At 62.8% G+C, this 19707-nt stretch carries 17 protein-coding genes, 1 tRNA gene and 3 pseudogenes; 3 read left to right on the top strand and 18 right to left on the bottom strand.

What is annotated here, in order from left to right:
* Window positions 1-105 precede the first annotated feature (105 nt).
* From ltrA to tnpA (PIGHUM_RS20725), 4 genes and pseudogenes are all read right to left on the bottom strand, one after another.
* Window positions 106-1286, bottom strand: a pseudogene (ltrA, locus tag PIGHUM_RS20740) (group II intron reverse transcriptase/maturase); the annotation flags it as partial.
* Between the two features lie 36 nt (window positions 1287-1322).
* Window positions 1323-2942: an IS66 family transposase gene (gene tnpC, locus PIGHUM_RS20735; protein ID WP_124081621.1), complete on the bottom strand. Its 1620-nt coding sequence runs from the start codon at window positions 2940-2942 to the stop codon at window positions 1323-1325.
* Between the two features lie 61 nt (window positions 2943-3003).
* On the bottom strand, window positions 3004-3348 hold the full coding sequence (gene tnpB / locus PIGHUM_RS20730; protein WP_148087265.1) for an IS66 family insertion sequence element accessory protein TnpB: 345 nt from the start codon (window positions 3346-3348) through the stop codon (window positions 3004-3006).
* Window positions 3336-3677 (bottom strand): IS66-like element accessory protein TnpA, encoded by a 342-nt coding sequence (gene tnpA / locus PIGHUM_RS20725; protein WP_246013389.1) that lies wholly within the window; start codon window positions 3675-3677, stop codon window positions 3336-3338. Before tnpA (PIGHUM_RS20725) ends, tnpB (PIGHUM_RS20730) begins: the two co-directional genes overlap by 13 nt.
* A 148-nt stretch (window positions 3678-3825) precedes the next feature.
* Here tnpA (PIGHUM_RS20725) and PIGHUM_RS20720 point away from each other — a divergent pair, with 148 nt between their 5' ends.
* On the top strand, window positions 3826-4341 hold the full coding sequence (locus PIGHUM_RS20720) for a molybdopterin cofactor-binding domain-containing protein (RefSeq protein ID WP_124081620.1): 516 nt from the start codon (window positions 3826-3828) through the stop codon (window positions 4339-4341).
* A gap of 203 nt (window positions 4342-4544) precedes the next feature.
* Here the strand turns inward: PIGHUM_RS20720 and PIGHUM_RS20715 are convergent, their stop codons facing one another.
* From PIGHUM_RS20715 to PIGHUM_RS20685, 7 genes are read right to left on the bottom strand one after another with little or no spacing between them, the layout of a single operon-like run.
* Entirely contained in the window at window positions 4545-5462 is a 918-nt protein-coding gene (locus tag PIGHUM_RS20715) for a hydroxymethylglutaryl-CoA lyase (RefSeq protein WP_124081619.1), read from the bottom strand.
* Between the two features lie 15 nt (window positions 5463-5477).
* Window positions 5478-6674: a CaiB/BaiF CoA transferase family protein gene (locus tag PIGHUM_RS20710; protein ID WP_124081618.1), complete on the bottom strand. Its 1197-nt coding sequence runs from the start codon at window positions 6672-6674 to the stop codon at window positions 5478-5480.
* Between the two features lie 47 nt (window positions 6675-6721).
* Complete coding sequence (locus tag PIGHUM_RS20705; protein ID WP_124081617.1) at window positions 6722-7636, bottom strand: fumarylacetoacetate hydrolase family protein; 915 nt, start codon at window positions 7634-7636, stop codon at window positions 6722-6724.
* Between the two features lie 60 nt (window positions 7637-7696).
* A complete protein-coding gene (locus tag PIGHUM_RS20700; protein ID WP_124081616.1) occupies window positions 7697-8671 on the bottom strand; it encodes a cupin domain-containing protein in 975 nt (324 codons plus the stop codon).
* A 7-nt stretch (window positions 8672-8678) separates the two neighbouring features.
* Window positions 8679-9851, bottom strand: a complete 1173-nt coding sequence (locus PIGHUM_RS20695; RefSeq protein ID WP_246013385.1) for a Rieske 2Fe-2S domain-containing protein — start codon at window positions 9849-9851, stop codon at window positions 8679-8681.
* A gap of 9 nt (window positions 9852-9860) precedes the next feature.
* Window positions 9861-10769 carry an SDR family NAD(P)-dependent oxidoreductase gene (locus PIGHUM_RS20690; RefSeq protein ID WP_124081615.1) on the bottom strand — a complete coding sequence of 303 codons (909 nt, stop codon included), beginning with the start codon at window positions 10767-10769 and terminating at the stop codon, window positions 9861-9863.
* A gap of 1 nt (window position 10770) precedes the next feature.
* Window positions 10771-11742, bottom strand: coding sequence for a Bug family tripartite tricarboxylate transporter substrate binding protein (locus PIGHUM_RS20685; protein WP_160142380.1), 972 nt, complete (start codon window positions 11740-11742; stop codon window positions 10771-10773).
* 111 nt (window positions 11743-11853) lie between these two features.
* Between PIGHUM_RS20685 and PIGHUM_RS20680 the strand changes: the two genes are divergently transcribed.
* Entirely contained in the window at window positions 11854-12648 is a 795-nt protein-coding gene (locus PIGHUM_RS20680; protein ID WP_124081613.1) for an IclR family transcriptional regulator domain-containing protein, read from the top strand.
* 20 nt (window positions 12649-12668) lie between these two features.
* On the opposite strand, the gene tnpB (PIGHUM_RS20675) is transcribed toward PIGHUM_RS20680, so the two are convergent.
* The 3 genes and pseudogenes from tnpB (PIGHUM_RS20675) to PIGHUM_RS20665 form a co-directional block, all read right to left on the bottom strand.
* Entirely contained in the window at window positions 12669-12815 is a 147-nt protein-coding gene (tnpB, locus tag PIGHUM_RS20675; protein ID WP_342773225.1) for an IS66 family insertion sequence element accessory protein TnpB, read from the bottom strand.
* A gap of 52 nt (window positions 12816-12867) precedes the next feature.
* Complete coding sequence (gene tnpA, locus PIGHUM_RS20670) at window positions 12868-13287, bottom strand: IS66-like element accessory protein TnpA (protein ID WP_246013384.1); 420 nt, start codon at window positions 13285-13287, stop codon at window positions 12868-12870.
* 138 nt (window positions 13288-13425) lie between these two features.
* Window positions 13426-13680, bottom strand: a pseudogene (locus PIGHUM_RS20665) (IS66 family transposase); the annotation flags it as partial.
* A gap of 22 nt (window positions 13681-13702) precedes the next feature.
* Between PIGHUM_RS20665 and PIGHUM_RS20660 the strand changes: the two are divergent.
* On the top strand, window positions 13703-14272 hold the full coding sequence (locus PIGHUM_RS20660; protein ID WP_246013394.1) for a plasmid pRiA4b ORF-3 family protein: 570 nt from the start codon (window positions 13703-13705) through the stop codon (window positions 14270-14272).
* 416 nt (window positions 14273-14688) lie between these two features.
* On the opposite strand, the gene PIGHUM_RS20655 is transcribed toward PIGHUM_RS20660, so the two are convergent.
* The 4 genes and pseudogenes from PIGHUM_RS20655 to clpB all read right to left on the bottom strand — a co-directional run bounded on the left by PIGHUM_RS20655 (window position 14689) and on the right by clpB (window position 19676).
* Complete coding sequence (locus tag PIGHUM_RS20655) at window positions 14689-16002, bottom strand: IS1380 family transposase (protein ID WP_124081611.1); 1314 nt, start codon at window positions 16000-16002, stop codon at window positions 14689-14691.
* Window positions 16003-16104: 102 nt separating this feature from the next.
* Window positions 16105-16560, bottom strand: a pseudogene (locus tag PIGHUM_RS20650) (tyrosine-type recombinase/integrase); the annotation flags it as partial.
* Between the two features lie 226 nt (window positions 16561-16786).
* Window positions 16787-16862 (bottom strand) — tRNA-Gly (locus PIGHUM_RS20645).
* 216 nt (window positions 16863-17078) lie between these two features.
* The gene (gene clpB / locus PIGHUM_RS20640; RefSeq protein WP_124081610.1) at window positions 17079-19676 is read right to left on the bottom strand and encodes an ATP-dependent chaperone ClpB; all 2598 of its coding nucleotides are present in this window, start codon (window positions 19674-19676) and stop codon (window positions 17079-17081) included.
* Window positions 19677-19707 lie beyond the last annotated feature (31 nt).

Here is a 19707-nt window from a genome sequence, read left to right as displayed (position 1 = left end):
GGTAGCCGTCGCTGGAATCGGCATAGGGGGCAGCCCTTTCGGGCTGCGCCCCTGCCACAACCACCCGGCATGCGGGTCCGCACCGGGCGGTTCGAGAGGTTGAGGTTAAGCGAGTCGTGGCAGGCCCAAGCGGTCGAACCATGCCAGGCCGAGTACGCTATTGAGCAGCTTGCCGCTGTTGCGCCACCAGCGACGGCTATTGGCCGCGATCTGGCGGGCAACGTCGTGGCTTGCTCCCAAGGCACGTAATTCCCGGAACATGGTCGCGCCGCGCTTCCAGTGCTTGAGCTGGACCGCCCGCAGCCGATGCCGCAGCCATTCGTCCACCCCCCGCCAGACGCCTGGCGTCTGCGACAGCCCGAAGTAGGCCTTCCAGCCCAACAGGTAGGGACGCAACCTCTGCACGACTTGCGCCAGGCTGCGCCCCCCACTGCGTCGGGTCAGTTGCCTGACCCGCTGCTTGAACGTCGCCAGCGGCTTGGCAGCCACCTTGCGTTTGACCTGCCTGCCCGAGGCCACAGGGCATACCCCAGGAACTTGCGGGTAAACGCACTGGCCACCGCACTCTTGGCTTCGTTGACCTTCAGCTTCAGACCACCGTACAGCCGGCGCAGCAGCGCCATCACCCGCTCGCCCGCACGGCGACTGTGCACGTAAACGTTGCAGTCATCGGCGTAGCGCACGAAGCAATGCCCCCGCCGCTCCAGCTCCCGGTCCACCTCATCGAGCAGCACGTTGGCCAGCAGCGGCGACAGCGGACCGCCTTGCGGCGTTCCCTGCTCGCGCGCCATGACCACCCCGCCATCCATGATCCCCGCGTTCAGGTACGCGCGCACCAGCCGGATCACTCCGGCATCGGCAACGCGCCTCTGTAGCCGGTCTATCAGAATGTCGTGGTTGACCCAGTCGAAGAACTTCTCCAAGTCCACGTCCACCACCACGCGCCGACCCGACTGCACGTACGACTGCGCGGCCAACACCGCGTCGTGCGCACGCCGCCCAGGCCGGAACCCGTAGCTGTGCTCGCTGAAGCTCGGATCGAGCAACGGTTGCAGCACTTGCAACAACGCCTGCTGGATCAACCGATCCGTCACCGTCGGAATGCCCAACTCGCGCTGGCCTCCATCGGGCTTCGGGATTGTCACCCGCCGTACCGGACTGGGCCGGTACGTCCCCTGCAACAACCGCTGCCGGATGTGCGGCCACTCCGTGACCAGCTTGCGGGCCGTCTGGGCTATGTCCAACCCGTCCACCCCCGCCGATCCCCGGTTGGCTCGCACCCGCTTGGTAAGCGCCCGGCGAACCCGTGTTGACGCCGGAGCTCAGGCAGCAGGCTGCCAGCGATGAGGCAACAGCTCACCGATCAGATGGTTCTTCTGCGTCGGCAACCGCGTGAGCACGTCCTTGAGGTAAGCATACGGATCGTGCCCGTTGAGCCGTGCCGACTGGATCAGGCTCATGATGGCGGCCGCGCGCTGGCCACCGCGTAATGACCCGGCGAACAGCCAGTTCGAGCGCCCGATGGCCCACGGCCGGATCTGGTTCTCGACCCAGTTGTTGTCGATCGGCGCATGGCCGTCATCGAGGTAGCGCGTAAGCGCCTCCCAGCGTTTGAGGCTGTAGTCGATGGTCTTGGCCGTGCCCGAACCGTCGGGCACCCTCAGGCGCTGCGCCATCAACCAACGGTGTAGCGTGTCAGCGATGGGACGGGCCCGTTCCTGGCGTAGAGCCCGTCTGCGGTCGGGGTCGAGGTTTTGCGCCTCGCGCTCCACGCCGTACAGTGCCCCGAACAGCTCCAGTGCCTCGCCGGCGATCTGGCTCTGGTGGTTGGCGTGCAGCTCGTGGAACTTGCGCCGGGCATGTGCCATGCAGCCTAACTCGGTGATGCCCGCAGCGAAGCCAGCCTTGTAGCCCGAGTAGTCATCGGCCACCAATTTGCCTCGCCAGTCCTCAAGGAACGTGCGGCAGTGCTCGCCCGCCCGGCTGGGCGTAAAGTCGTAGATGACCGCCCGCAGGCTGTCGTAGGCCGTCGGCGTATACGCCCACAGGTAGGCGCGATGCGTCTTGCCGGCGCCGGGCTTGAGCATCTGCACCGGGGTCTCGTCAGCATGCAGTACGCCTTTGGTGAGCACCTGGGCCTTGAGCGCATCGACCAGCGGCTGCAAGCGCAGCCCGCAGATGCCCACCCACTGGCCCAAGGTTGAACGTGGCAGCGCCAGGCCCGCGCGGCTAAAGATCCCTTCCTGGCGATACAGCGGCAGGTGATCGGCGTACTTGGCCACCAGCACCTGGGCCAACAGGCCCGCGGTGGGGATGCCCTTGTCGATGATCTGCGCCGGGATCGGTGCCTGGGTCAGCGTCTCGCAGTGCTGGCACACCCACTTGCCTCGGATGTGGTGCTCGACGGTAAAGATGCCAGGCGTGTAGTCCAGTCGCTCACTCGTGTCCTCGCCGATGCGCTGCAAGGCGCAGCCGCACTGGCACGTCGTGGACTCAGGCTCGTGACGGATCTCGGTGCGCGGCAGGGACGACGGCAATCGCAGGCGGCGGGGCTGTTGGCGCTCGATCGGATGGCCGGCCACCTCCTCGCGGATGGCATCGAGCTCTTCCTCGATGGCCGCCATGTCGGCATCCATCGTTTCTTCCAGCAGGCTGCCCTGGGCAGCATCGAGCTGCTCGCTGCGACGCCCGTAGCGCCAGCGCTTGTACAGCGCCAGCTCCTGCGTCAGTTGGTCGATGTGGGTCTGCTTGTGATGCAGAACTTGCAGTTGGCGGGCCTGCTCGGCTTCGTGGCGAGCAATGGCGTCATCTTTGCGTATCTGTTCGGCTTCGTGGCGCGCGATCGCTTCATCTTTGCGCGCCAGCGTGCTCATCAACTCGGCCGCCAGCGTGCGCAGTTCTTGCGCGTCCAGATCGTCCAGGGAAGGGGCTGCCGGGTTCATGGTGCAAGTATCGCCCAGCTCCAAGGCCCACACCATTGGCACATTGCCCGATTGCCCTTGGCTACACTATCGAGATCGTGCTCGCCTGCCCCACGTGTTGCCATGGCAAGCCCAGCACCAGGGCTTGCCACTGCTCGGTATCGAGACTGACCTGCGGGCCGTGAACCTCCGTCGCCCACGTGAACTTGCCGCGGTTCAAACGACGCGCCGCCAACCATACCCCGATGCCATCGTGCACCAGCACCTTCATGCGATTGGCACGCTTGTTCGTAAAGCAATAGGCATGATGCGGGCGGGCTGCGCCGAACACCGCCACTACACGGGCCAGGGCCGTGTCGGCACCGGCGCGCATATCCAGCGGCTGCGTTGCCAGCCAGATCGCATCGACGCGGATCACTTCAACCACTCGCCCAGCCAGGCCGCGCAAGTGATCGCATCGCTGGCCGGCCAACGTACCGAGACTTGCACGCTACCTCGCCTGATCTCCAGTTCGATCGGCTGCCCGCTCCCGGGCGTCCGGCCTGCCGGCACCAACGGCACAAAGGCCGGATCAGAACCTGCTCGCGCCTCGGCAATTCTGAGCCATTTATGCACCAGGTTCGCGTTCAGGCCATGGGTCAGGGCCACACCGGCTATCGATGACTCCGGGTCGCCGCACTCGGCCACGACTTGCGCCTTGAACGCCTTCGTATACGTTCGCCGTGGGCGAACCATGCTCAATTCTGTCCTGGCCATGGTGTCCACCTAAAAGTGGTGGACACTAGCCGCAGACAAAACTGGAGGGAAGATGGGTTCGCCGGGCGCTTACCCCGCTTGAGCGCCCGCTTCAGGTTCTCTCGCGTCAGCGCCGTGGCGGGGCTTGCACCCGCAGGAGATGTAATGGATGCCTCCCTCCCCACGGGGAAAGCGAACGCCGCAGGAGCACGCAGATGAACGGCGTAGCCGTTGCAGGAGACTTCGTCATTGCTCCGGTTCCTTTACCAGCATTATCGCTGGCTCAAGCCTCGGACGTTCCACTTATCCGACTGTCCGAATTCTCGCGGCCACCTCTGAGATCGAGGTCGACACAGAAACGGGCCATATCAAGATCCTGCGTCTGGTCAGCGTCGCCGATGCGGGAAGCGTTATCAATCCCGGGGGCGTCGCGACCCAACTGTCGGGCGCCGCCATCATGTCGCTTGGCGGTGCTCTGCTGGAGCACATGCAGTACGTCGACGGGGAGCTCACCAACGGTTCGCTCGCCTACTACAAGACTCCGGCGTTCCACGACGTGCCCGACCTCATGGAAGCGTGGCGTTGCGCCCGCCAAATTCGAGCAGGACGCTCGGCCGCAGATAGGCATCCGTGTTCTCCACCGCGCTGGGGTAGTACAGCCAGAGCTTCTCCGCGTCGTCGCTGACCTAGATGGTGACTTCATGCGCGGGGAGTGCTTGCGCCAGCGCTTCCCGCAGGCCGGCACCAGCTCCTCCTTGGTGACATGCTTCACCAAAGCCACCTTGAGCGCATCGGACACAGCAGCTCCAAACCCCGCCACTCGCTGATGCTCTGAACTCGCTCTGCGCAAAGCTTGCCGTGCGGCGGATCGCTTCGAATCTGCGCCAGTCACTCCACCGCACGCCTCTTGCGCACGCCGCGTAGCCAGTTGATCGAGCGTCCCCCCAGAGGCGCCCCCAACGCGGATTCGGCAAAATCCACGGCATCGAGCAGCCCGTCGAGCGAGATGCCCGTCGAGAAGCCGCCTTGCTCGGCCAGAAGAACCAGATCCTCGGTGGCGAGATTGCCGGCCGCGCCGGGGGCGAATGGACAGCCGCCGATGCCTCCAACGCTGGCGTCAAAGCGGCGAATGCCGACCTCGAGCGCTGCCCAGGCATTGGCCACGCCCATGCCGCGCGTATCATGCAAGTGCATCGCAAGTTTTTCCACAGGAATCGTTTCCTGCACCGCCCGCATGCGCTCGCGCACCTGGGCAGGCGAGGCTGCGCCGATCGTATCGGCGATCACGATTTCCCCGGCTCCGGCCGCATTCATGCGCGCAGACAGACGCAACACTTCATCGAGCGGCGTGATTCCCTCGAATGGACATTCGAACGCCACTGCCACGTAGGCCCGGGTGCGCAACCCTAACCGCCGCGCTTCCGCCAATGTCAGCTCACTGACCTCGGTTGCCTGCGCCAGCCCCATATTGATGTTCTTGCGATTCATGGTCTCGGTTGCTGAGAGCACCACGGCGATCTCCCGAGCTCCGGCGCTACATGCGCGCTCCAACCCCTTGAGATTGGGCACCAGCACGGAAACGCGTAGTCCCGGCAGGCGAGCCGAAACGGCTGGTGTGAGCTCGCCCGCGTCGGACATCTGCGGCACCGCCCAGGGTGAGACAAAACTCGTCGCCTCGATGCTCTGCACTCCGGCGAGGGCCAGCAACTCGATCAACCGGACCTTCGATTCCGTGGAGACCGCTACCTTTTGGTTCTGCAAGCCGTCGCGCGGAGCGACGTCGGTCACAAAAATGCGCTGCATGATCCTTACGGCCCCTGGCTAGGCAATGGCGCCTGCGGCGCGGAGCTGGTCAACTCGATCGGGCTCATAGCCTAGAAGCTGCTGTAATACGCTCCGTGTATGCTCTCCCAGGGCAGGCGGCGCGGCATAGCGACGCGTCTCCGCCGCGGACAGCTTCACCGGATTGCCGGGCATGCGCACCGTCTTTCCGCTGGGCAAATCCACATCCACTACCATGTCGCGCGCTGCCACCTGCGGGTCGGAGAGCGCTTGGGCGAAATTGTTCACGGGCCCGCACGGAATACGCGACGCGGCCAGCTCCCTAAGCCAGTATGCGGTAGGATGCTTCCGAAATTCCTCGCTGATGAGCCGGTCGATCTCGGCACGGTCGGCATAGCGCGCCGGCTGCTGCAAATATTCGGGCCTGCGCAGGGCGGGCAAATTGATGAATTCCACGAAACGCTCGAAAAAAGCGTCGCCAATACAGGCAACGATCACATGACCGTCCGCGGTCGGGTAGCTATTGTAGGGCACATGTACAAAGTGCGCATTGCCAATGCCTCGCGGGGTATGGCCCGACATGAGGTGCATCGTCGCCATGTAATTGAGCAGAGAGATCTGCACGTCCAGCATCGAAATGTCCACCTGTTGACCGAGTCCCGTGCGTTCGCGCTCTGCAAGAGCCGCCAGCACGCCGATGCAGCCGAACACGCCTCCGCCCAAGTCGCCGATGGGAATGCCGCTGCGAATCGGTCCGGTTTCCGATGTCCCGGTAATCGACATGCCGCCTCCGATCGCCTGCACCACCTGGTCGAACGCCGGCCGCCGGGTATCGGGGCCTGTCATGCCGAAGCCCGTGACCGAGCAGGCAATAATGCGCGGATTGACCTTCGACAGCGCAAGGTAATCGATGCCGAGGCGTTGTGATACGCCAACGCTGAAATTATCGAAGACGACATCGGCCTTTTTGACAAGATCGAAGAAAACGGCTTTTCCCGCTTCGCTCTTGAGGTCGATGCAGACGCTTTCCTTATTGCGATTGAGCGTCAGGTAATAGGCGCCCATGCCGTCGATGGCGTAATCGGGGTCTTGCTCTAGCAGCCGCCGCGTGCCTTCACCGGTCCCGGGCGGCTCTACCTTAATCGTGCGCGCGCCGAGGTCCGACAACAGCATCGTGCCGTAGGGGCCTGACAGCATATGGGTCAGATCAATCACCGTAATATGTTCAAGGGCCATCGTTGTCTCGAATTTGAATTTTTTTCACAAGCTTCCCTGGACCGCATTCAATCCGCCTTGTTCGGGTCCCTCGCCGACGCATGATTCCCGTGCAGACGAACAGGCACCTGCATTTCTCCGATGCCGGAACACGAGCACTGCATCACGTCGCCCGGACGCACTGCACCGACTCCTTGAGGAGTGCCGGTCAGCAATACATCGCCCGGCTGCAACGTGTACATTCGCGACGCCAACGCGATCAGTTCGGCGATGCCGACAGTCATCACGCTCGTCGATGAGGTCTGCTTCAGAACTCCATTTACGGACAGAGTCAATTCGAGCGCCATCGGATCATCTATCTCGTCGCGCGTCACGATCGCGGGTCCCAAGACACAGTAACTGTCAGGAGACTTGCGGAAGCTGCGATCCTCGGCACCTCGCACGGTCATGTCGAGTCCGATGCTGTAGCCAGCGACGTGCTCCATGGCCTTGCTTGCCGAAATGGAATGGCCGCCGACGCCGATGATGACCGCCAACTCGATCTCGTGGTCGGTGCGCCGATCAGGGAAGACGAGATCGACCCCCTGCCCTGCCCCGACGAGCGCCGATAGCGCCTTCAGAAAAAGGCCATATTTTTCCGGAGGTCGTTCGACTCCCTCGAGCGCCTTGCTGTGCACTCCGTGATCGATGCCGGGATCGATCGTCTCCTTCACATGAAGGCTGTAGTTGGCAGGAGCAGCCATGATCTTGCCCGGCTGTGTGATCGGACTCTTCAGTTCTACAGAGGCGAGCGGCACGCGGGGCGCCGAGGCCCGCAGCCGTGTCGCCGCGTCCATGACGCGGGGGAGCGCCAGGATCAGCGGGTCGCCTGCGAACGCGCCCCACCTATGTGCGGAGAGTTCGCCAAGCGCCTCGCTAACATCAGCGACACTATCGTCTTCGATCAAACCCAGTCTGTCGGAATTGAAACGGCACAATCGCATGAGTTTTCCTTGAATAGTTGATACAGCGGCGGGTGCGCGGGCCCCTCGATGTCGACCCTCTCAACCACAATCCTCCAACCTGTAGTAGCGGGCATGCTTCATCAGGCTCTGATCACTGAGCGCGACGACGACCGCGTCCTGGCGAGCGACGTGCGCCTGCCGACACCACAGCGGCGCGGCCATGACGTCTCCGAATCGCCAGTCAACGCTCAGTTCGCCGATCTCGCTGCGACCGCTCCCTTGCAGGACGACATACAACGTATTGCACATGTGGCGGAACGGCCGGTTGGCCCACCCGGCTTTCCAGTCATGCACTTGTATGGCGATCGTCGGCATCTCATCGGAACTCAGGTCCAGCACTCGCCCGAAATGCGGGCTTCCGTTTCCTCGAAGCATGTCGAGACGACGGACTGTATCCGCCCATCGGAACAGGTACGGCGAGCGCTTCACTGTAGCGGCCGCCGTTTCCCATCCGTCGGGATGTGGATCATGGGTCATGGGCTCCAGCAACTGCACGAGCGGAACGTCCAGGCAATCGAACCAGTACGCTTGCTCCGCTCCTTCGTGCACATGTCCGTGCCAGCATCCCCCAGGCGTCAGAACGATGTCTCCCGTATCCATCGGATGCTTCTGCCCATTCACGATCGAGTAGGCCCCCTGCGCTTCGAGAATCACCCGCAAGGCGTGCGGAGAGTGGCGATGAGAGCGTGCGCGCTCTCCCGGGAGAATGGACTGATACGCTCCCACAAGCGTGGTGGTCGTCGCGAACTCATTCCCAGGCGCCGGGTTGCGCAGGACGAAGTTGCGACGCTCTGCGAGATCCGTTCCGATCAACCTTCCAGCCGCCTGAAGCGCAGGCCGGATCATCCCATAGTTCCAATGCATCGGCTGCATCGCGGACTGCGGACGGTCCCACAATATCGGGCGCTGCCGCGGTATCCATCCCGGCGTACAGGCATGTTCTCCGATCGCATCGATCAGATCATCGATCCGGTCGATGGTCGTGAACTTCTCAGCAGGAGCCCTGGACATCATGCTTCTCTCAGGTCGGAACCGGCGGGTGGGGCAATTCGGCCGGCTTGGTCAATTTCCGCCACTGTTTCGTCTGCCCTCCCGATTCGAGAGCATCTAGTTCGCGCCAGAACAGGCGGCGCAAGAAGACCACGCCGGCGTCCGACTTGCCCAACCGTTCGTTTTCAGTATCGGCAATCGCCCCCTGTCCCACCGTCGCGACGTAGTCCTGCGCGCCGGTAAGCTGGATCAACTGCTCAGTAGGATAGATTCCCTTGTCGAAGAGTTCTTCGTGGTAGTCCGCCGGGTTGTACTCGCCGTACTGCTCGAAATACTGCGTGAAGCGTTCGGCGTCCGCGCCCTGCATGGGTGCGCTATAGATGAAGAAGCGTATTGCATTTTCTCGATCGACGGGCACCATCCAGACGCAGATATCAACCCACGGATCGCGCTGTGTGAAACCCGGGATGATGATGTGATTGTTGTTAGGAAAGGTCCAGTCGCTCACCCGCACGTTGTTCTCTGCCCGCATCGCCCGCTGCTCGACTCCTGCCTCGGTCTCGGTGTATTTCAGCGCCGGGACCGTGGTAGTGATGGCTTTTCCGAACGCGCCCACGATACCTGCCTGGTGCGCAAAACTGACGTGGGTGGCGTCCATGGAATTCTCGATCATTTGGAACCAGTTGCAAGGCCATTGCTCCTTGCGGGCAAACGTCGCCCGCTCGGCTGTCTCTAGGATCTCCTTGCGCGGAAGGCTGAACTCGGGCGCCGGCGCCGACCCAAAATACGCGAACACCAGGCCGCCATAATCCAGAGCCGGATAGCCTCCGATGCCCGCGCTGCCCGCGGTGGTCTCCGCCGGCCGCTCGACGCATTTGCCGGACGCATCGTACAGCCAGCCATGGTAAATGCAGCGAATATGCTCGCCTTCGACCCAGCCTGTATGCATGAGCGTACCGCGATGGGCGCAACGGGCGCCGACGACATGCGGCTCGCCGCCTTCACCGCGGTACAAGGTCAAATCCTCGTCCAGGATACGGATCGATACGGCCTTGCCGGGTTCCACGCTGCGCGACAGCGCAACGGGATGCCAAAATTGGCGCAGCAACCTGCCCATCGGGGTGCCGGCGGCCACCTCCACGAGCGATTTCTTGTCGTTGTGCATTTTCCGGACGGTTCGGAGGTCATCAACGGTGTAAGTCATATCGTGTACTCAGTCATTGGAAGGAAACAGAGGCTCGCATTCCTCGCCGTAAGCGGTCTTGCGTATGCTGCGGACATAATCGTTGATGTTCGTCCGGGCGTGGTCGCCAGGCCGCCAGGTGGGGTACTTGTGGCGTAGCCCGCCATCGACAGGAATATCGATGCCAGTGCAAAACGACGACTCTTCCGAGGCCAGAAAGACGGCCGCCCAGGCGAGGTCCGAAGCGCGCGGGAAGCGCGTCAAGGGAATGTTCTTCAAGTAATCGTCCCGCGAATAGAATGAGGGTCTGTCGGGCGGTCTGAAGTCCGGATTGAACACCTCGTCATGCATCATCGTCCAAAGGTTGTGCTCCATTCCGCATGGAGTAACGGTGTTGACACGGATGCCGTCGCAAGCCAGATCCATGGCTGCCGATCGCGCCAAGCTCAGCAAGGCAGCCTTTGCCGACGTATAGGCCGCGCCAGAGGCTTCGCCGAAATGCGCAGCCGTCGAAAGAATGTGCACGATGCTTCCCCGCCGCCCGGTCTTGATCATTGCGCGTGCAGCATGCTTGGTGGTCAGCATGCCCGCGGTGGGGAAACTCGGCAGCGCCTCGTTCCATTCCTCGAGCTTCATGTCTAGAATCGAAGACCAATGGATCTTCCCTGCCATGTTGACGATCGCGTCGAGCTGGCCAAAGCGTTCCACTGCCGTCTCCACGATGCGCTCCACATCCTCTTCAAGGAGTGCGCTGCCCGCGGCGTCCACCGCCTCGAAGCCGCGACTGGCGAGGAACTCCGTCGTTTCCCTTGCAGCGTCGGCGTTCTGATCGCTGACGACCACCTTGGCGCCTTCTCGGGCGAAGAAGTGCGCGATGGTCCCGCCGATGTTCGGCCCAGCCCCGAAGACGATGGCCACCTTGTTTTCCAGTCGATTCATCTCAATTCCTGATGTTGGTCAGCTCGACAAGCTTCCGATACTGGGCCTGCTCTCGCTGGATCTGCGCCCGGAATTCAGTGGGCGAGTTCATCGCCGGCTCCAGGCCGACGGCGGCAAGCTTTTCCGCTACATCCGGCTGCTGGAGCGCTCGCGTCATATGGGCATGCAGCTGCTCGATGATTTCTTTTGGGGTTCCCGCAGGCGCCGCGAACCCCATGCTGTACAGGCTTTCGTATCCAGGAAGCCCGGATTCGCTGATGGTGGGTAGTTCGGGAAGTAGTGGCGAGCGCTGCGGCGAACCTGCGCCGAGCAGGCGGATCTTGCCGGACTTCAGATGTGGCGAAAGCGACGGCAGCGAGTTGAACATGGCCGAGACTTCCCCAGTAATAAGCGCTGGCACGGCCTGAATCACTCCCTTGTACGGAATGTGGTTCATATAGATTCCGGACATCTGCATGAAGCTCTCCATGGACAAGTGATGTATGCCCAGCTGTCCGGCGGAGCCATAGTTCATCCCGGGATTCGCCTTGGCTAGAGCGATGAACTCCTGCACCGAGTTCGCCGGGACAGACGAGTTGACCGCCAAGAACATCGTGAGCCTCGCTGCATTCATGATCAGCGTGTAATCGCGCAACGGATCATGCCCTGATCGAGGGCGAGCCGCAGGCAGAATCCCGTAGACGTTGCCGTCGAATACACCTATGGTGTATCCATCTGGAGCGGCTTTACTGATGGCGTCCGCGCCGATCTGGCCCGCAGCGCCGACCCGATTTTCCACCACCACGGACTGGCCGAGCGATTCGCTCAATTTCGCCGCCACCACACGCCCAAGCAGATCAGGAGCACTTGCCGGAGCATAGGGAACGATCAAGGTGATAGGCCTGACGGGATAGCCCTGCGACACCGCCTGACCCGCCAACATCAACGTACAAGCTGTCGCCGCGCACATGCGGGCGAGAAAATTTTTCATCATTAGTGTCTCCGTTGACCCTGTTGTCAGTTCTATGGATCGAGTCACAATGATGTTTGCTAGACTCGCGCTGATCAAGCGTGAACCTTCTACTTGCCCGGTACGCGGACAAACATGGATAAGTCTGAAGCCCATACATCGCGTGTTATCTCTAGGACATTGGCAGTCCTGCGGGCGCTGAACGCATACAACGGTTCCAAGGTGGGCGAACTCCATCGCTCCACCGGCATTTCGCGGCCAGCCCTGTACCGCTTTCTTCAATGCCTGGAACACGAGGGCTACATCGTGCGCGACGATCGCGGCGGATATCGCCTAACGCATTTGGTGAGGGCGCTGAGCGATGGCTTCCGCCAGGAGGACTCCGTCGCTCATTTCGCCTTTGCCGAACTACAGGCTCTCCAGCGCCGCGTGCTTTGGCCCACAGGATTTGGAGTGTTCGCCAACCACGCGATCTACTTGCGCGAAACGACGCGACGCATTAGTCCCCTCGTGATCGATGAGGCCAGTCTGGGCGCTCGCATTCCTTTGTTGCGCAGCTCTATGGGCTTGGCGTATCTGGCATTCTGTCCGCAACAAGAACGGGACGAGATACTGGCCGCGCTGGCGAAGTCCTGCTCACCCGATGATGCCCTTGCCAATTCCCCAAAGCAGGTGGAAGCCTTGCTCGAGCAGACGCGCGGGGATGGCTATGGGTCGCGAAACAGCGGTCTGGTGCCGGAGACAGGCAGCATCGCCGTTCCTGTGCACCTGGAAGGCCGAGTTATCGGAACGGTCTGCATAACCTTCTTTGCATCGGTGCTCACGCCTGCCTCGGCAGCAGCCCGGTACCTGCAAGACCTCAAGCGCACTGCTTCTGCAATAGAGGCCGCGGCCGGCATATCGGCTGCAGCGGGTTCCGGCGGCTCCTGATCCTGGCCTGGTCCGGATGGCTACAGGTTCATGCCGTCGCCGCTCCACCATAAAATCTTGATGAGGTCACCGCGACGCCCGCGAAACAGGAAGATGTGCCCCGAGAAGGGATCACGACCGAGTGCTGATTGCACCAGCGCGGCAAGTCCATCCATGCCACGGCGCATATCGGTATGACGCCCGCTGCCAGCCATACGCGGGTACCGCCTGGCGGCGCAATCATGCTGGCATCAGGCAGCGCAGCACGAGGCGCAACTGCACGGGGTCGACCATGCCCGTGACGCGTACACGGGCACCGTTCAGTTCGATCTCGATACCCGACGCGGCCGGTACGCTCGCCCGATGTGGCTCGACAGGCTGTAGAGCGAGCAACGCAGGCTCTGCGGTCTCGCCGGTCGGTGCATCAGGTAGCGCTACGGGCAGCAACACCGCTGTGCTGTGCGCAACTCCTTCAAACAGGCCCGCCCGCAGTTGCCGGCGCCACTTGAACACCATATTCGGATTCAGTCCGTGCGCCTGCGCGAGCTTGGCCACCGAAATACCCGGCTCGCACGCCGCGACGGCAACTTGCCGCCGGTACTCTGGTGTGTAGTTCGGTCGGCCCTTGCGGTTCGATGATCGCGTATTCAGTGTGTCCAAAGTAGTCCCCATCACTTGAAGTAACGGACATCACTTTGGACACCGGCTTCAGCTCTGTCCATGCGGCCACGAAATGACGCTTACCGTCAAACCGCAAGCCTGCCTGCTTGAGTGTGGCGACCAGTGGCACGCAGAAGCTGCCCTTGAGATAGCCGTTGAACCGTCGGGCACCCTCAGGCGCTGCGCCATCAACCAACGGTGTAGCGTGTCAGCGATGGGACGGGCCCGTTCCTGGCGTAGAGCCCGTCTGAGGTCGGGGTCGAGGTCTTGCGCCTCGCGCTCCACGCCGTACAGTGCCCCGAACAGCTCCAGTGCCTCGCCGGCGATCTGGCTCTGGTGGTTGGCGTGCAGCTCGCGGAACTTGCGCCGGGCATGTGCCATGCAGCCTAACTGACCCTGTCTCGTTTCCACGTACATCAAGTCATGCAGCCAAGCAGGCGTTCTGCCACGCCACAGGGGCAAGGAACCCGTCAAGCCGGCGATCTGGCGACGAATCGTCGTTCCCGGCTCGACCCGGCTGGGCAAACTGCATGTCGTGCTGCAACTGGCCATGGGCTGGGAAGGCGGGCATCTGCACGAATTCGTCTTCGGCGAAACCAACTATGGTGAACCTGATGACTTCGGACTCCAGAGCGATCCACCGATGCTCAATGAAGCACGGGTCACGCTGGCGAAGGCGCTGGGCGGGCTGAAGTCATTCACCTACATCTACGACTACGGTGACAACTGGCAGCATCGGATCAAAGTCGAGAAGGCGCTGGTGCCTGATCCAGACATGCGCCGGCCGCTGTGCCTGGACGGGCAGAATGCGTGTCCACCGGAAGACGTCGGTGGAGTGCCAGGATATGCCGACTTCCTCGAAGCGATCACCGATCCGACGCACGAGGAGCACGACCACTTCCTCGAGTGGTGTGGCGGCAGCTTCGATCCAGCCGCCTTCGATCTCGTGCTCGCGAATCAGCGGCTCTCAGAGATCAAGTTCTGATCGTCAAGACGGCCTCAGATTGACGCTTACTGCTCACCCCTCGACGCGCCACACTGCTTGCTCCTGAGTCAACATTACGGCGGCCAAAGCCGCCATCATTGCCCAGGTGGGTCACTTTTACTCCGACGCAGTGGGTCAGTATTACTCCGGCGCTGACACATAACGGAACATCTGGTTGAACCAGGTGCGGACCTTTTCCGCAGTAGTGAACGCCTTGCGATTCTCGATCTCCGCCAGGACGCCTAGCCCGGATATTTCGTGAGCATGCAGGTTTGGGGATTTGATTGGGCGGTCAGGGTCAAGGCGGTGGAGCTAGTCACCCCAAGAGGTTCGAGTCGGGGTTTTTGCGGTATTCAGGACGAACTTCCCCCTTCCCCCGAGCTGGACAGCGTGCCGGGGCAGCACCGTGTGCGGTGTTATGGCCCGAGTCGTTGTGCCGCGAGCATGAAGAGGGCTTTCATGGGATGGTTAGAGGCCAACAACACCTGCACGCGCCGAGTATTACGCACAACGGCTGCGCCGATTTTCAGCAGCCGGGTACGGATGGTCTGGGTGCAGGCGCGGGCCAGTTCGGTGCCGTGCAGAGCGCTTCGGCGCAGATGCACCATGAGGGTATAGGCCAGCGCGGCCAGCAGCAGCCGTAGCTGATTGGCCTGCCAGGCGTGGCAACTGGCACGCCGGCCGAACAGGTCGAGCTGGGCCTCCTTGATGCGGTTCTCGGCCTCGCCGCGCGCGCAGTACAGGCGATCATAAAGTTCGGTGGCCTCACCGGTCAGGCTGGTGACCACGAAGCGCGGATTGGCCCCGCGCGCATCGTGCTCCAGGCGGGTGATCACACGCCGCTCGCGGTTCCAGGAGCGCGCTGCATAGGTGAACTCGCCGATCAGGCGCTGCTTGCTATGCTCGCGGCCATAGTCCTCGGCCAACATCAGTTCGGCCAGCGCGACCCGCTGCAGCAACGTCACGTTCTTCTGCAGCCCGATCACGTAGTCGATGCCCCAGCGCTCGAAGCGGCGCAAGGCTGGCGCGCGGCAGAACCCCGAGTCGGCGCGCACGATCAGTTGCACCTGCGGCCAGGCCTGGCGCAGCTGCCGCGCCAGGGTGCGCACCAGCGCACTGAGGATCTTGGCCGGATCGCGGTCACTAGGGCGCAGCACGCACGCCAGCAAGTCCTGCCCGCAGAACACGTACACCGGCAGATAGCAATAATTGTCGTAATGCCGATTGAATGCGGCGCGCTCCTGCGCCCCGTGCAGCGGCACGTGCGTGGCGTCGATGTCCAGCACCAGTTGCTCGGGCGGTGCATCGCGCCAGTGAACGATGAATTGTTCGATAAGCACCGCCTGCAACCGCGCCGTATCGCCGCGATCGACCGCGTTCTCGAACCGCGACAGCGTGGGCCCCGAGGCCAACTCCTGCACCTGGCCCACCGCCGTCTGCAGCGCCGTGTCCCGGCGCAGCACGTTGTGGTCGCTGACGTCTTCCCAGCCGCAGCACAACCCATAGACCCGCTGCGACAGCAGCGGGTGGATCCCGTGTCGCACGCTGGCGCCGCGCCGGCGATCCGACAGCGCAGCCGCTGCCGAGCGGGTCAGCCCAAGGCGTCGGTCCATCTGGCGCAGCAACAACACGCCGCCATCGCTGACGAGATCGCCACCCGTAAAGGATGCCTGAATCCGGCGACGACCCACTCGCCCCATCGACACCGCTTCGGCGGTACACTTTGGCACAGGCAGACCCCGTTTGGTTAAAGGCTTCGAACACCGCTAACCATAAGCCTTCGGGCTGGGGCTGCCTACCCCATTTTCCTACCTCTCACGAAATATCCGGGCTAGGAGCTCAGGGCGGCGAATGTCATAGATCGACATCTTCCCCAGAGTGGGCAACACGTCCTTGTTGAAGATGCGCAGGATCTGCGACAGCGTGCTTTGACGGCCTTCCTTGAGTTCCTTGCGGCGATGCTCGACCCAGGCATCGAAGACGGTCTTGAAGGTGTATTCGCCCGCCAGCTTGGCCGCGTGCTGTTTCTGGTCGCGCTCGACCTGAGGATCGATCCTCCTGGCGAGCAGGGCCTGGGCCTTGTCTCGCTCGATCCGGGCCTCGCGCAGGCTGAGAGCAGGATAGCCGCCCAGGCACAGGCGCTTTTGCTTGCCCAGCCAGTAGTAGCGGAATTGCCATGACTTGCCGCCTGCGGCTGAGACCATCAGGCCCAGGCAGTCGTTGTCGGAGAGGGTGTAGCGTTTTCCGGTGGTCTTCGCCTGCCGGACGGTCAGATCAGAGAGCGCCATTTCGAGACTCCTAAGTAATGACTTAGGCCCTATGCTCGTCATGGTCCCCGCTCAGCCCCAGCAACTATCCGGTAGCCGACCCACCCGTATTCTTGTGCCTTATTTGGTCACTCAAAAACGGTAGCTGTGGGTGGATTTCCGTGGCACTCGCTGGAATGAAAAAAGGAGCCGAAGCTCCTTTTTTCAATGACCTACAGACCCCCGTAGAAGTCTGTGGATCAAAATTTGGAGCGGGAAACGAGTCTCGAACTCGCGACCTCAACCTTGGCAAGGTTGCGCTCTACCAACTGAGCTATTCCCGCGTTGTTTGCTGCTTGCTCGCGTTGCGTTGCTCGCTGCGAGAAAAGAACTATAGCAAATAAAAAATGGCCGTGTCAAATTCCACATCGGCCAAGCGATCGAAGGCACATGACCGCTCAGGCAGACCAGAAGCGCTCCCCCCAAAGCTCCGGCCAAGGAAAAGAGCGCCGCACCGGCCATAGGCGGACCGGCGCAGCGCTCTCCTTAGGGTCGAACGCTTACTGCAGCGTGCGCGTGAAGACGAAGTGTCCGTCGTTCCAATCGACCGGCACCACATCCTTGGGACCGAACTTGCCCTCCAGGATGAGCTTGGCGACCGGATTCTCGATCTCCTGCTGGATCGCGCGCTTGAGCGGCCGCGCGCCGAACACGGGGTCGAAGCCGGCACGGGCGATCTGCGCGAGCGCATCGTCCGAGACTTCCAGGCGCATGTCCATCTTGGCCAGGCGTTCGCCCAGGCGCTGCAGCTGGACCTTGGCGATGGATTCGATATGCTTGGCGTCGAGCCCGTGAAAGACCACGACTTCGTCGATCCGGTTCAGGAACTCGGGCCGGAAGTGCTGCTTGATCTCGTCCCACACCACCGCCTTGATGACGTCGTACTGCTGGCCGGCCATGGACTGGATCTGCTGCGAGGCCAGGTTGGACGTCATGACGATGACGGTATTGCGGAAATCCACCGTGCGGCCCTGGCCGTCGGTCAGGCGGCCGTCGTCCAGCACTTGCAGCAGCACGTTGAAGACGTCCGGGTGGGCCTTCTCGACTTCGTCGAGCAGGATCACGCTGTAGGGCTTGCGCCGCACCGCCTCGGTCAGGTAGCCGCCTTCCTCGTAGCCCACGTATCCCGGTGGCGCGCCGATCAGCCGCGCCACCGAGTGCTTCTCCATGAATTCGCTCATGTCGATGCGCACCATGTGGTCGTCGGCATCGAACAGGAAGCCGGCGAGCGCCTTGGTCAGCTCGGTCTTGCCCACGCCCGTGGGGCCCAGGAACAGGAACGAACCGTAGGGCCGCTGCGGATCCGACAGGCCCGCGCGCGAGCGGCGGATGGCGTCGGACACCAGCCGGACGGCTTCGTCCTGGCCGATCACGCGCTCATGCAGCTTTTCTTCCATGTGCAGCAGCTTGGCGCGTTCGCCCTGCAGCATCTTGGAGACCGGGATGCCGGTGGCGCGCGACACGACCTCGGCGATTTCCTCGGCGCCGACTTCGGTGCGCAGCAGCTTCATCTTCTGGCCTTCCGGCTCGGCGGCCTTTTCGTTGCCTTCGGCGGACTTCAGGCGCGCCTCCAGCTCGGGCAGCTTGCCGTACTGCAGCTCGGCGAGCTTGTCGAACTGGCCTTTGCGCTGCAGCTCGCTCATTTCGGCGCGCACTTTCTCGATCTCTTCCTTGATCGACTGGGCGCCCTGCACCGCGGCCTTCTCGGCCTTCCAGACTTCTTCGTAGTCGTTGTACTCGCGCTCGAGCTTGCCCAGTTCCTCTTCGAGCAGGGCCAGCCGGCGCTGCGAGGCTTCGTCGGTTTCCTTCTTGACGGCCTCGCGCTCGATCTTGAGCTGGATCATGCGGCGGTCGAGCTTGTCCATGACTTCCGGCTTGGAGTCGATCTCCATGCGGATGCGCGCCGCGGCCTCGTCGATCAGGTCGATGGCCTTGTCGGGCAGGAAGCGGTCGGTGATGTAGCGATTGGACAGCTCGGCCGCGGCAACGATGGCCGGGTCGGTAATGTCCACGCCGTGGTGCAGCTCATAGCGCTCCTGCAGGCCGCGCAGAATCGCGATGGTCGCCTCGACCGACGGTTCGTCCACCAGCACTTTCTGGAAGCGGCGCTCGAGCGCGGCGTCTTTCTCGATGTACTTGCGGTATTCGTCGAGCGTGGTCGCGCCTATGCAGTGCAGCTCGCCGCGCGCCAGCGCGGGCTTGAGCATGTTGCCGGCGTCCATCGCGCCCTCGGCCTTGCCGGCGCCGACCATGGTGTGGATTTCGTCGATGAAGACGATATTCTTGCCCGCTTCCTGCGACAGCTCCTTCAGGACGGACTTGAGCCGTTCCTCGAACTCGCCGCGGAACTTGGCGCCGGCAAGCAGCCCCGCCATGTCCAGCGACAGCACCCGCTTGCCCTTGAGGCTCTCGGGGACTTCGTCGTTGACGATGCGCTGGGCCAGGCCCTCGACGATGGCGGTCTTGCCCACGCCGGGCTCGCCGATCAGCACGGGGTTGTTCTTGGTGCGGCGCTGCAGGATCTGGATGGTGCGGCGGATCTCGTCGTCGCGGCCGATCACCGGGTCGAGCTTGCCCTGACGGGCCCGTTCGGTCAGGTCCAGCGTGTATTTCTTGAGGGCTTCGCGGTTGCTCTCGCCTTCCTGCGAATCCACAGCCGCGCCGCCGCGCACGGCGTCGATGGCCGCTTCGAGGGGCTTGCGCTGCAGCCCGGCCTCGCGCAGCAGGCGGCCGGCATCGCCTTTGTCGTCGGCCAGGGCGAGCAGGAAGAGTTCGCTGGCGATATAGGTGTCGCCGCGCTTGGCGGCTTCCTTGTCGACCTTGTTGAACAGGGATTGGAGGTCGCGCCCGACCTGGATGTTGGTGTCGCCGCCTTGCACTTGCGGCAGGCGGCCGATGGCGGCATTGACCTCGGGCGTCAACTTGCTGACGGCGACCCCGGCGCGGGCCAGCAGGCTGGCCGCGCCGCTGTCGGAGTCGGCCAGCAGGGCCGCCAGCACGTGGACGGGTTCGATGTAGGAGTTGTCGTTGCGGGCGGCGAGGCTCTGGGCGTCGGCGAGCGCCTGCTGGAACTTGGTGGTGAGTCGATCGATTCGCATGGTGATCACGCCAATAAGTGGGGGCCAGGGG

It is taken from the genome of Pigmentiphaga humi, assembly GCF_900606115.1.
Classification (GTDB): Bacteria; Pseudomonadota; Gammaproteobacteria; order Burkholderiales; family Burkholderiaceae_B; genus Pigmentiphaga; species Pigmentiphaga humi.
Note: the sequence above shows the minus strand (reverse complement) of the source record. Positions and strands in the feature narration are given on the sequence as shown.

Excerpts from the sequence above, each read along its gene's own strand:
- tnpB (WP_342773225.1), bottom strand. The coding sequence starts at position 12,815 with ATGCGCCGTGGCATGGATGGACTTGCCGCGCTGGTGCAATCAGCACTC.
- tnpC (WP_124081621.1), bottom strand. The coding sequence starts at position 2,942 with ATGAACCCGGCAGCCCCTTCCCTGGACGATCTGGACGCGCAAGAACTG.
- PIGHUM_RS20720 (WP_124081620.1), top strand. The coding sequence starts at position 3,826 with ATGCCTCCCTCCCCACGGGGAAAGCGAACGCCGCAGGAGCACGCAGAT.
- PIGHUM_RS20690 (WP_124081615.1), bottom strand. The coding sequence starts at position 10,769 with ATGAATCGACTGGAAAACAAGGTGGCCATCGTCTTCGGGGCTGGGCCG.
- PIGHUM_RS20710 (WP_124081618.1), bottom strand. The coding sequence starts at position 6,674 with ATGGCCCTTGAACATATTACGGTGATTGATCTGACCCATATGCTGTCA.
- clpB (WP_124081610.1), bottom strand. The coding sequence starts at position 19,676 with ATGCGAATCGATCGACTCACCACCAAGTTCCAGCAGGCGCTCGCCGAC.
- PIGHUM_RS20700 (WP_124081616.1), bottom strand. The coding sequence starts at position 8,671 with ATGATGTCCAGGGCTCCTGCTGAGAAGTTCACGACCATCGACCGGATC.
- PIGHUM_RS20695 (WP_246013385.1), bottom strand. The coding sequence starts at position 9,851 with ATGACTTACACCGTTGATGACCTCCGAACCGTCCGGAAAATGCACAAC.
- PIGHUM_RS20680 (WP_124081613.1), top strand. The coding sequence starts at position 11,854 with ATGGATAAGTCTGAAGCCCATACATCGCGTGTTATCTCTAGGACATTG.
- PIGHUM_RS20685 (WP_160142380.1), bottom strand. The coding sequence starts at position 11,742 with ATGATGAAAAATTTTCTCGCCCGCATGTGCGCGGCGACAGCTTGTACG.
- tnpA (WP_246013389.1), bottom strand. The coding sequence starts at position 3,677 with ATGGCCAGGACAGAATTGAGCATGGTTCGCCCACGGCGAACGTATACG.
- PIGHUM_RS20705 (WP_124081617.1), bottom strand. The coding sequence starts at position 7,636 with ATGCGATTGTGCCGTTTCAATTCCGACAGACTGGGTTTGATCGAAGAC.